The sequence below is a fragment of the Rhodococcus sp. T9N genome, assembly GCF_024436645.1.
GTDB classification, from domain to species: Bacteria; Actinomycetota; Actinomycetes; order Mycobacteriales; family Mycobacteriaceae; genus Rhodococcus_F; species Rhodococcus_F qingshengii.
In genome coordinates this window covers 177,764-189,647 of record NZ_JAMSKS010000003.1, presented here as the reverse complement: position 1 = coordinate 189,647, position 11,884 = coordinate 177,764, and the positions used below count along the sequence as shown (strand labels likewise).

Here is an 11,884-nt window from a genome sequence, read left to right as displayed (position 1 = left end):
CTCTATTTGCCTGCACCGCTACCTGCTCGGCGACGCCTGACACGTTCCTCTGCTGCGGCCTCTTCGATGTCGAGTCCTTCCAATACGGTACGCAATACCTCGTCGTCGAGATCTCCGTCGTCACGTGCGGCGATCAGCGCAACTCGTTGCGAGCGCAGTGACTGATGCCGGAACTTGTCGAACAGAGCTCCCGCATTCCACAAGGCGGCCTCGCGATCGGCGTCCTCGTCGACCTCCTGGAGTTGAAGCCTCGCCTGCATCGAGCGTCGTACGCGTTCGACGATCGCCTGCAGTTCCTTCCCGTCGATCCCCGGCGGAGGGTGCGCGGCCGCGTCTGCCAACGCCTTCTCTCCCGCCTTGCGAGAAATGTTGCGGGCCAACTCCATCTGTTCCTGCGTGCGCAACTGCTCGTAAGGATCTGCGACGTCGAGGCGACGGATCATGAACGGCAAGGTAGATCCCTGGATGAGCAATGTCCCGACCGCGACGATGAACGCGATCGCCTGGATGACGCCGCGTCCGGGGAACGGCTCGCCGGACGAGAGTGCAAACGGGATACCGCCGGCCGCAGCAAGAGTGACGACGCCGCGCATTCCCGCCCACGAGACCACCAGATTCTGTTTCCACGTCAGTTGATTCTCGCGATCACGGCGCAGGGTTACACCGAATCGCACACGCGAGTAGCTCAGGAACAGCCACACCGGCCGAATCACGATGACAACGGCCAGGACTGCGAGACCGTACGCGAACACGTGAAGCACCGGAAGTCCGTCGGCGACAACATCGTCGATCACGAAGCTCAGCTGGAGCCCCATGTACGCGAAGACGAACATCTCGAGAAGAGTGTCCAGGCTCGACCACACCGAGCGCTCCTGCAATCGCGTCATGATCGACGCGTCCGTCGAATAGTGCCCGATCACCAGACCAGCGACCACAACGGCCAGAACACCGGACGCGTGTAGTTCTTCGGCGGCCAGGTAGGCAGCGAACGGAAGCACCAACCCCAAGCCGGTTTCCAGTGGAGAGTCGTACATGCGGGCACGAACGAACTTGACGACAAACGCGAGCACCAAGCCGACGACAACGCCGCCGATCACTTCGTACGCGAAGAACAACAGGGGCGAATCGGTGGCAATTCGCGTTCCGGTCACTGCTGCGACGGCGACGGTGAAGAGCGTGAGCGCGGTGGCGTCGTTGACGAGCCCCTCGCCCGTCAGGATGGCGATCACCCGTTTCGGGAGCCCGAGCTTCTGACCGACCGCCACCGCGCTGACGGCGTCGGTCGGCGCGATCACGGCCCCGAGCACCAGGGCGGCGCCGATCGTGAACTCGGGCACCATCCATTCGGCGAAGAAGGCAACCACGAACGCCGTCACCAACACCATTCCGACGCCAAGGCGCAAGATCGGGGCCAAGTTGCGTTTGAAGGTCGCCACCGAGAATTTCAGAGCGGCCGAGTAGAGAAGCGGCGGCAGGACCACACCGAGAATGACGTGGGGATCGAGTTCCGGCCGCGGCATACCGGGTATGAAGGATGCGACCGAACCTACCGTCACCAAAACCAGCGGAGCCTGCAGGTTTCGTCGATTGGACAGCCCGGTGACTGCGATGGCGGCAATGACGACCAGCAGAATCCAGGTGAAGTTCACGCGTTCATTCTGCCCGCCGACCCTAGGAGTTCACCCAGCGGACGCACAGAAGCCCGCAACCTTTTCGGTGACGGGCCCCTGAGCAACGGTGCTACCGAAAAACGGTATGCCGAATCCGGTATTACTGCTTTTCGGGAACAGCCTTCTTGGCGGCCTCAGCTGCCTTGTCGATCTGATCGCCGTACTTGTTGCCGGTCTTGTCGTCGGCGATGTCGGCGACCTTGTCGATAGCGTCGTGAACCTTGTCGGAGTTCTCCGCTGCGAGCTCCTGGCCCTTTTCGACCAATCCCTTGACGTTGTCCAAGAAACCCATGTCCGTGTCCTCTCCCGGTGCTGACGCACATCCTTCGGCGGAATCGTTCCTCCGCGCCCTTCGATTCTCACAGGTCGACGGCCTCTGCGCCAGAAAGCAGGTCCGTGCGTTCGAGCCGTGCGCAACTCGAGGTAGCGTTAACCCGCCAATAGCTGATTGACCACCCATCGACATCGACAGGTGCCCGGTTTGAATGCAGGACTGCGCGGGACGGGGAGCGACCCCTACCCCACGCGTGAACTGCTGTCCCGGTGGTGGTCGGATCGCACCGATTACACCTGGCTCCCCCGATTCCTCGACACTCGCGGGCTGACCGTTCCCGGACGCAAATTAGTCGCGGTGTGGTGTTTTCTCTTCGCCCTGATCGCGGCGACCATGCAGTTGAGCCGCTTCGGTTCCGACACCGCCCTGGCGCGGTCGATCTTCGCCCTCGGAACTATCAGTGGCGCCTATGCGGGCTACCGCTGGGCGCGTAATGAATCGTGGCCAACTTGGCGACAATCCGTGGCCTTTGTCGTCTGGGCCGACCTGTGGCTCGCCGTCACTCTCTTCTTCGCCGTACGCACCGCTTTCGTCGGAACCATCGGCTGCATCTTGTTCATCATGATCGGCTTCTATGCGGCGATAGTTCACAGCCCTCGCGTTGCCATCAGCCACATCGGTTGGGCTCTTGCTGTCTGCACGACGCTCGCTGCCATGGCGATGTCCGAGCCGGTCAACGACGACTGGGTGGTCGTGAATCTCTATCTGATGGTTGCCGGTGTGGTTTTCTCCACCGCATGGATTCTGCAGATCGTCTGGCTGCGCCTGACCGACGACGCACGCAACGCCCACCGGGACTACCTCACCGCGACACTCAATCGCCGCGGACTCCAGGACGAGGCACAGCATCTGCTGCGCAGTGATCGAACGCAGGCTCTGATCGCACTACTCATCGACGTCGACTCGTTCAAAAACCTCAACGACACGCACGGGCACGTCGCGGGCGACGACGCGTTGACCGCTGTCGCCGACCGCCTCATCGCTGCCGCCGGACCCGATGCGGTGGTGGCTCGAATCGGTGGAGACGAGTTCGTCGTCCTGCGCGGAGTCGATCGAGGAGATATCGAGCAGGTCGCCACCGAGATACATTCGGCGGTCTCGTCCGACTCCGATCCCTATCCTGTGTCCGCCAGTACCGGCGTCAGCGTCTATCTGAGTCCCGAGACGGACTTACCGGATCGAGCTGTAAACGAACTGATCGAGCACGCAGACAATGCGATGTACCGAGCCAAGAAGCGCGGCGGCGATCGCATTGCCTGGGTGCAGATGTTCAGGCGCTGAAACTACTCACTCACTGTGGGCATGGTGATGCTCGCCGGGCAGGTCGTCGGGTGTCGCGAACATCTTTCGTTTCTCCCCGTGCAGGCGTGCGCTGATCCACCACGAGAGTTCCACGAGTACAACGCCGATCGCGCCGAGGGTGATCGCGAGCGTCGTCGCAGCGACGTTGCTCGGATCCAGTTTGAAGAACTCGCGGGTGAACGGCAGCGCGAACAGGATGAGGTATCCGGCCACCGACCCGCCGATCAGAACGAGCTTCCACCAGACGTACGGCCGAGCCACGACGGCCAGAACCCACACGGCGATCATGATCAACGTGATGAGCGCACTGGTTCCGGCCTGGATCTTCTGGGTTTCCGTCTGGTCCGGGCCTTGGTAAGCCAATACGTAGGAGATGAACGTGGTGATGCCGATGATCAGGCCCGACGGCAACGCCAGACGCATCACGCGCGAGACGAAACCGGTTCGCGCGCGCTCGTTGTTGGGTGCCAGAGACAAGATGAAGGCCGGGATACCGATCGTGAACCACGCTGCGATCGTGACGTGGCGGGGCAGGAACGGGTACGGCAGCGGTTCGAAGTCGAAGACCTGGGACAGGACGCCGGTGATGCCGATCAGGAACGCAAGCACCACCGAGTAGACGGTCTTGGTCAGGAACAGATTCGACACACGCTCGATGTTGCCGATCACTCGGCGGCCTTCCGCGACGACGTACGGGAGCGTCGCGAACTTGTTGTCCAGCAGCACGATCTGGGCCACGGCTCGGGTAGCCGGGCTGCCCGACCCCATCGAGACTCCGATGTCGGCGTCCTTGAGTGCGAGCACGTCGTTGACGCCGTCACCGGTCATCGCGACGGTATGTCCGCGAGACTGCAAGGCCGCGACCATTTCCCGCTTCTGATCCGGTCGCACTCGACCGAACGTCGTTGCTCCGTCGAGAGTGTCCGCCAGCTTTTCCTGATCGCTGGGCAGCTCTCGCGCGTCGATGGGGCGGTCGCCGCCTTCGAGTCCGAGGGATCCGGCAACGGCGCCGACGGAAACCGCGTTGTCGCCGGAAATGACCTTGACCGCGACCTTCTGGCTGGCGAAGTACTCCAACGTCTCCTGGGCGTCCGGGCGCACTTTCTGCTCGAGCACGACCAGAGCTTCGGGGGTGACGGTGCCAGGGGCGTCGGCGTCGTCGACGGGGAGGTCGCTGCTGCCGAGCATGAGGACACGAAGTCCGCTCGATCCCACTTCCTCGGCCTTGCGGGCCATTTCCGAGTCGGGATCGAGCAGCACGTCCGGGGCACCGAGTACCCAGTTGCCGTGACTGCCGTACGACTGGCCGCTCCACTTCTTCGCCGAGGAGAACGGCGCCACCGCTGTCGCTTCGCCCCACCCGGAGTCGTCGGAGAGAGACTCGCGAATCGCCAGGACACTCGCGTTGGGGCGAGGGTCGGACGCGGCCATCGCGCTCAACGCGGACTTGACCGCAGTCTCCCCCGATCCACCCGGTGCGACGTCGACCTCGGACAGCCGCATACCGTTCTCGGTCAGCGTTCCGGTCTTGTCCGCGCACACCACGTCGACACGAGCCAGACCCTCGATCGCCGGCAACTCCTGAACGAGGCACTGGCGCTTGCCCAACCGGATCACACCGACCGCAAATGCAATGGACGTCATGAGCACAAGGCCTTCGGGAACCATCGGAACCAGAGCTGCCACCATGCCGTTGAGTGCCGGTCGGATCGGCAGGCCGATCGTGAAGAGCTGATTGAAGATGATCAGCGCACCCGCCGGAATCATCAGGTAGGTGATGAACTTCAGGATCTTGTCGATGCCGCTGCGCAGTTCGGAATGCACGAGGGTGAACTTGCTCGCCTCTTCGGCCAGCTTGGCCGCGTATGCATCGCCGCCGACCTTGGTGGCGCGGTATGCACCGCTGCCCGCGGCAACAAAACTGCCCGACAACACTTGCTGGCCACTCGCCTTGTGAACCGGATCGGCCTCACCGGTGAGCAGCGATTCGTCGACCTCGAGTGCAGCCGAACTGACCACCTCACCGTCGACGACTATCTGGTCACCGGATCCGAGTTCGATAATATCGTCGAGCACAACATCTTTGGGCGCCTTCGCCACGGCGACGCCGTCACGCCTGACCATGGGCTTGGCCTGACTCACGATGGCCAGAGCGTCGAGCGTGCGCTTGGCGCGGATCTCCTGGATGATGCCGATACCGCTGTTCGCGATGATCAGCAGTCCGAACATGCCGTCGATGATCGAACCCGTCGCGAGCACGATCACCAACAACACGGTCAGGATCGCGTTGATGCGAGTGAAGACGTTGCCGCGAATGATGTCCTTGACCGAGCGGGACGCCCGGTCCGGTACATCGTTGGTTTGTCCCGACGCGATCCTTGCTGCAACCTGATCGGCGGTCAGACCGCGGGCGACGTCGACGTCGTCCGGCAATCGCTCAGGCGCTACCGCCACTGCTGTCTCTTCTGAACTGGTGTGCTCGTGAGCCATGGTCAAAGATTACGCACCCGGAGCAACTAATCAGGGTCGGACTCGTGTGGCAATGACGGCTACACGAAGATCACACCCGTGCGCCGCGGTTCTGCGATGCTGGTCGGAACGAGCAGAGAAGGCCATCGAGGAACGGTATGAAATACGTCTACAACGGTCTAGACGAGGCGCTTCGGTGCGAACGGCCCGTCGACCTGCCGATTTCTCTCGACCTCAACCGGACCGACAACGTGGTTGTCTGGTTGTCGGCGATTCGGGTTTACTCGTTCGGGATGATGTTCGCGATTGATGCCCGCTACGAGGATCCGGCACTCTCGCTGAGTCTCGGCACTTACGACGGGCGTCCCACGTTCACACATTTCAGCGCGCCGCTACTCCTCGGCCTCGGTTTCGCGGACGGATCATCGGTGACAACCGCGCAAAGAACGCGAGGCTCGCTGCTGGAGTTACGCACGGCTGAAAGCCGCTCGGGCTCAGTGCGCGGTGAGTATTTGCTGGCTCCGATACCGCCTGCCGGGCCGATCGATGTCGCAACTGCATGGCCTCAGCTGGGAATGGACGAGAAGGTTGTCACCCTCGACGGAGAAGGCATCGCATCCGCATCCGAAAGTGTCACACAACTATGGGAACCGAAACGACAACCCGATCCCGACCTCACCAGTGAACAAGTGACACATCAACTGCAGTACCAACGTGGGGGTTGGTTCGGAATCCGACTGGATTGAGGAAGATCCCGGGTGACTTTCGAGCACGGGCCGCAGTCAGCCCAGCGGTATCCACCACTTCGACGGCGGTGTCGGTGACAACGCGTCGATCCTGCCGCCCGGCATCGGGACCGACACTGTTGTGCCCGCATCTGCAGCCGACTCGTCGAGGCGAATGATCGGCTCCGACCACGAGTGAAACGCGAGGTTGAACGTCGCCCAGTGAATCGGGACGAAGACACCGCGCGACCCGTCGCCCTTGTTGAGGTCGATGTGCGTCTGCACTGCCTCTTCCGGATTCATGTGGATGTCCGGCCAGCGCACGTCGTACGCACCGACGGGGAGAAGCGTCAGATCGAAAGGCCCATAGGTTTCACCCAGCTGTTCGAAACGCGATGTGTATCCGCTGTCACCACCGAAGAAGACCCGGTGCTTCGGCCCGGCGAATACCCACGACGCCCACTGCGTCGTGTTCCGGACGAGGCCACGACCGGAGAAGTGACGAGCCTCCGTGCACGTGAGGACCAGGTCGTCGATTTTTGTCGACTCGTCCCAGTCCAATTCCACGATCCGGTTCTCGGGCACCTTCCAGTGCCGCAGGTGAGCCCCGATACCGATCGGCACGACGAACGGAGCGGTCTGTGTACGAGTCAGGGTCTTGACCGTAGCCATGTCGAGATGGTCGTAGTGATCGTGAGAGATGACTATCGCATCCACTGCAGGCAGTTCGGTCAAAGCCACCGGAGTGGGGTGCATGCGCGCGGGACCTACTGTGGCCGAGGGTGATACGCGTTCACTCCACACCGGATCGGCGAGAACGCGGTAGCCGTCGACCTCGACGAGAACGCTCGAATGGCCGTACCACGTCACCGCCGCGTCGCCGGCTGCCGCCGGTGCCAGCGGAGTGGCCAACGGAATCGGCCGACGCGGCCGACCCGTCGACCCTCGCGTGGCCATCGACTTGAACATTCCGACATCGGTGCCCGGAACCAGTGTGCTGCTGGGCTCCGAGTTGTGGAACTGGCGGTCCCGGTATCGCGGGGACATCGCCGCATACGGTTGCACCGTGTTTCGCGAGGCCCCGATCTGCGTCGGGATGCCCCATGCGGCTCGCGCCACCCACCCCGTCGCCGCGGCAACAGCAGCAACTCCGAGAACCGTCGTCTTCTTCATTCAGACGAGCGTAGCCACTATCTGCCCTGCGTGCCCGGCGCCTGTTTTCCCTGCAACCAGCTTTACTTACCCTTGAATACGGGAGGGCGGTTCTCGATGCGGGCAGCGCGGGCTTCCTGGACGTCCTCGCTGAGCCAGGCGGCGTGAAGCGCGTCGAGCTGCTCGGGAGACTGCTCCTCCATGGTGCCGTCGTCGTTGAGAACCATCTTCATGTGCCGCAACGACAGCGGTGCGAGATTCGCGATGCGGTGTGCCCATTCCTGAGCGTCGTCGAGGGTTCCGATTTTGTTGGCGAGGCCGCGAGTGAAGGCTTCTTCGGCGCCGATCTGTTCGATGCCGAGCAAAATGGTGCGCGCGGGACCGCCGCCGACCAGCGACGCGAGCCGACGCATCGTCCACTTGTCCACCGAGACACCGAGGGTGGCGGCCGGGATTCCGAAGCGAGCGCTCGGCGCTACGACGCGAAGATCCGACGCGATGGCCAGTTGCGTGCCCGCGCCGATGGCCGGACCGTTGACGGCAGCGATGACGGGGATGGGCGCCGTGTCGATAGAGCGAAGCATCTCGAACAGGCGATCGGTGAAGCCCTCCATGTAGACGTCGCCGGAAAGGTCCGCGCCTGCACAGAACGCCGATCCCTCACCGGTGATGACGACGACATGCGCGTGCTCGGCTACCGCCGCGTTCATCGCGTCCCGTATTGCGATGCAGAGTTCCGCGCTGAGCGCATTACGACGCTCGTGACGCTGCAACTCGATGGTCACGACGTTGCCGTCACGGGAGAACCCGATCATGTCCGCTCACTTTCGTTTCTGGAAGGCTCGACACAGGGATGTTCCGAGGCGCCGATACCGTCCGCATACTTCTCTGCAGCTAAGTTCTGTACATCAGGAGGTTAGATTACCGATGAGTACAGACGACCTTGCCGCACAGCAACCACACCCGGTTGACGTGGTGGTGATCGGCGCCGGACAGGCCGGACTCTCCGCCGCGTACTACCTGCGCAAGTTCGGAATCGAGCCCGAATCGGGGTTCGTGGTGCTCGATCATGCGTCGGGGCCGGGCGGGGCGTGGCAGTTCCGTTGGCCGAGCCTGACACTGAGCACCGTCAACGGCGTCCATGACCTCCCGGGAATGTCCTTCGCGGAAACCACCGGTACAGACGCCGAACAGGTGCCTGCATCGGTGGCGGTCCCCCACTACTTCGAACTGTACGAAAAGCAATTCGAACTTCCCGTCCACCGCCCGGTACACACGCGAGTGGTGTGTCCGAGGGAAGAGCGCCTGCGGATCGAGACCGACCGGGGAGTATTCGCGGCGCGAGGCTTGATCAACGCGACGGGGACCTGGGAGCGGCCCTTCATCCCCCACTATCGCGGGGCCGAGTCGTTCCGTGGCCGACAACTGCACACGAAGGACTATCGAACCGCTGCCGAGTTCGAAGGCAAACATGTCGTCGTGGTCGGCGGCGGGATCTCGGCTGTCCAACTGCTCGACGAGATCTCACGCGTCACGACCACTACCTGGGTGACGCGGCGCGAACCCGAGTTCCGCGACGAGCCGTTCACGCCGGACATCGGCCGCGCTGCGGTTGCCATGGTCGAAGATCGTGTACGACGCGGCCTGCCACCGGGATCCGTTGTCTCGGTGACCGGCCTCCCGGTAACGCCTGCCATCCGGGCAGCACGTGAGCGTGGTGTGATGAATCGACTGCCGATGTTCTCCGAAATTCTTCCGAACGGCGTGAAGTGGGCCGACGGTACCGTCGCCGACGCCGATGTCATCTTGTGGTGCACCGGTTTTCGTAGCTCACTCGATCACCTGGCGCCGTTGCACCTGCGCGGACCGGGTGGCGGAATCCCGATGACCGGGCGCCTCGCCACGCAGGTCGAAGCCGACCCTCGCGTGCACCTGGTGGGATACGGACCGTCGTCGTCGACGATCGGAGCCAACCGCGCCGGCCAAGCGGCAGCGCGCGAACTGACCGCGTACCTGGGAATCGGCGAATGAACAGAATCCTTGTTCCGGGCGAAACCTGCTGGCGCATCGAACCGGCGGACAATCTTGCCTGCATCGTCGACGCCGCTGACTACTTTCATCATGCGAAGTCCGCAATGCTGCAAGCTGAAAAGCGAATCATGTTGATCGGCTGGGACTTCGACACGCGCATCAAACTCGAACCAGGCGAGCAGACTCTCGACGGCCCCAACCGGTTGGGAATGTTCCTCCGCTGGCTCGTCCGCGAGAAACCCGACCTCGAAATCCTCGTACTCAAATGGAACATCGGCGCGTTCACCGCAATCGGCCGCGGCATGACTCCCGTCTTCGTGTCCAACTGGCTGACCGACGAGCGCCTACGGTTCGAGATCGACGGCGCCCACCCGGTTGGTGCGGCGCACCATCAGAAAATCATCGTCATCGACGACGCTCTGGCGTTCTGCGGCGGCATCGACATGACTGTGGACCGCTGGGACACCTCGGATCACGTCGACCGAAACGATTATCGAATCACGCCGAGCGGAAGGCGTTACGGCCCTTGGCATGACGCAACCACGGCGGTCGACGGCAATGCGGCTGCGGCCATCGGCGAATTGGCGCGGGCACGCTGGAAATCCGCAACCGGCGAGGATCTGACACCGGTCGAGAGCACTACTACTCCATGGCCCGTCAATTTGGCTCCCACCTTGCGGGTGGTCGACGTAGCCGTCGCCAGAACATTGCCGGAACTCGGCGAGCGCGCGGAGGTTCGTGAGATCGAGGCGCTGTATCTCGCGGCCATCGCCGGCGCCGAACACACGCTGTACATCGAAAGCCAGTACCTCGCCTCACGCACTCTGGCCGAGGCGATTGCCGCGCGCCTGCGTGAGGACGACGGACCGGAGATCGTTCTGGTCATTCCGCGCAACGCCGACGGTTGGCTGGAACAAAAGGCGATGGACGGGGCGCGCCACGACCTGTTGCATCTGCTGTGGTCCGCCGATATCCACGACCGGTTCGGGGCGTTTTATCCCGTGACCTCTTCTGGCGCACCTATTTACGTCCACGCCAAGGTTCTCGTGATGGACGATCGCCTCCTGCGAATCGGGTCGTCGAATCTCAACAACCGTTCGATGGGCTTCGACACCGAGTGCGACATCGCCGTCGAATCCGACGACGACGCAGATGTCGAGTTGCGCGCCTCGATCATCGGATTGAGGCGCCGCCTACTCAGCGAGCACCTCGACGTCACCGAGGAAGAAGTCGACGACGCGTTGGGCGAGCAGTCACTGTTGTCGACGGTTCGCGCTCTCGCGACCTCCGACGCTCGCAGTCTGCGCGAATTCGACCGGAACACAGTCGACGGCGAAGACCACGTGCTCGCTGAAAATGCACTGATGGATCCCGAGCGCACGCCACCCAGACTGAGCGATCGAATCGAAGGATTGCGCCGCCTGCTCGGCAAACGCTGAGACTCTAGAACACGCGCACGCAGTGCCCGGTTGCCAGCGCGAGTTCGACGAGCGTTGCACCGTGAACACTCGGGACGAGCGCGAGGAGAAACGTATCGCTGTCGCTGTCGAGCCAGGCAAGTGAAACGCCCGTATCGGTGATGTTGTCGACGATACGGGCGAGAAGCGATTCGAGTCCGGCAGCTCGATCGAAGCCCATGGCAAGACTGTCCGCCCACTCCCACGATCCCGCCGGCGCCGACGTGAGCACTCGCAGCTGACCCAGAACCTCGGCAGCATCCTCGTTCCAGTCCACCCAGACCAGGCGTTCTTGTTCGTGCAACGCGTCGACGAGAGCAAACCACGCCATTTCCGGGTGTGGCTTCTCGAGCGTCTGTGAGTACAACTCGTTCTGTACTTCGACATACCGTTCCGGCTGGTCGATCGCGAGAGTCACACGATCGATGACAACAGCGCTGTCAGGGGCGAGCAGTTCGGCGATCGCGCGCAACGCGTCGCGAGCAGTTCCACTCACTATGGCTCCAAGTTCAATTCGGTCATCGGTGCGGTTTCCACATTCTGACATGCGTGTGCGCCTCGTTCGGACGTGTCCTCGATGTCGGGACACGAGCCAGATGCTTGCCGCGAGTTCCACGAATTCCCGGGCAGCACTGCTCACCGAGCTACCAAATTGGACTATCCGGCTATCCCATTCGCCGCACTTGTCCGTTTACCCTTTCACCTGGCCTTACAATCCGGATATAGTCATCGGCGATCCAAGAG

10 protein-coding genes are annotated in these 11,884 nt (G+C 62.6%); 4 read left to right on the top strand and 6 right to left on the bottom strand.

Annotated elements, in window-relative coordinates:
- Positions 1-2: 2 nt before the first annotated feature.
- Together M1L53_RS07315 and M1L53_RS07310 are read right to left on the bottom strand one after the other, a co-directional pair.
- Complete coding sequence (locus M1L53_RS07315; protein ID WP_003939739.1) at positions 3-1,649, bottom strand: Na+/H+ antiporter; 1,647 nt, start codon at positions 1,647-1,649, stop codon at positions 3-5.
- 121 nt (positions 1,650-1,770) lie between these two features.
- Positions 1,771-1,962, bottom strand: a complete 192-nt coding sequence (locus M1L53_RS07310) for an antitoxin (RefSeq protein ID WP_003940164.1) — start codon at positions 1,960-1,962, stop codon at positions 1,771-1,773.
- A 180-nt stretch (positions 1,963-2,142) separates the two neighbouring features.
- On the opposite strand from M1L53_RS07310, the gene M1L53_RS07305 reads away from it, so the two are divergent.
- Positions 2,143-3,285 carry a diguanylate cyclase gene (locus M1L53_RS07305; RefSeq protein ID WP_003940053.1) on the top strand — a complete coding sequence of 381 codons (1,143 nt, stop codon included), beginning with the start codon at positions 2,143-2,145 and terminating at the stop codon, positions 3,283-3,285.
- A gap of 6 nt (positions 3,286-3,291) precedes the next feature.
- On the opposite strand, the gene M1L53_RS07300 is transcribed toward M1L53_RS07305, so the two are convergent.
- Entirely contained in the window at positions 3,292-5,796 is a 2,505-nt protein-coding gene (locus M1L53_RS07300) for an HAD-IC family P-type ATPase (protein ID WP_054188847.1), read from the bottom strand.
- 137 nt (positions 5,797-5,933) lie between these two features.
- On the opposite strand from M1L53_RS07300, the gene M1L53_RS07295 reads away from it, so the two are divergent.
- A complete protein-coding gene (locus tag M1L53_RS07295; protein WP_054188848.1) occupies positions 5,934-6,521 on the top strand; it encodes a hypothetical protein in 588 nt (195 codons plus the stop codon).
- A 36-nt stretch (positions 6,522-6,557) separates the two neighbouring features.
- On the opposite strand, the gene M1L53_RS07290 is transcribed toward M1L53_RS07295, so the two are convergent.
- Both M1L53_RS07290 and M1L53_RS07285 read right to left on the bottom strand, forming a co-directional pair.
- Complete coding sequence (locus M1L53_RS07290) at positions 6,558-7,673, bottom strand: MBL fold metallo-hydrolase (RefSeq protein WP_007727770.1); 1,116 nt, start codon at positions 7,671-7,673, stop codon at positions 6,558-6,560.
- Between the two features lie 62 nt (positions 7,674-7,735).
- Positions 7,736-8,467 (bottom strand): enoyl-CoA hydratase, encoded by a 732-nt coding sequence (locus M1L53_RS07285; protein WP_003940192.1) that lies wholly within the window; start codon positions 8,465-8,467, stop codon positions 7,736-7,738.
- Between the two features lie 112 nt (positions 8,468-8,579).
- Between M1L53_RS07285 and M1L53_RS07280 the strand changes: the two genes are divergently transcribed.
- Both M1L53_RS07280 and M1L53_RS07275 read left to right on the top strand, forming a co-directional pair.
- Entirely contained in the window at positions 8,580-9,683 is a 1,104-nt protein-coding gene (locus M1L53_RS07280) for an NAD(P)-binding domain-containing protein (RefSeq protein WP_054188849.1), read from the top strand.
- On the top strand, positions 9,680-11,122 hold the full coding sequence (locus tag M1L53_RS07275; protein WP_054188850.1) for a phospholipase D-like domain-containing protein: 1,443 nt from the start codon (positions 9,680-9,682) through the stop codon (positions 11,120-11,122). The genes M1L53_RS07280 and M1L53_RS07275 overlap by 4 nt, the downstream gene beginning before the upstream one ends.
- Before the next feature lie 4 nt (positions 11,123-11,126).
- Here the strand turns inward: M1L53_RS07275 and M1L53_RS07270 are convergent, their stop codons facing one another.
- Entirely contained in the window at positions 11,127-11,636 is a 510-nt protein-coding gene (locus M1L53_RS07270; protein WP_054188851.1) for a hypothetical protein, read from the bottom strand.
- Positions 11,637-11,884 lie beyond the last annotated feature (248 nt).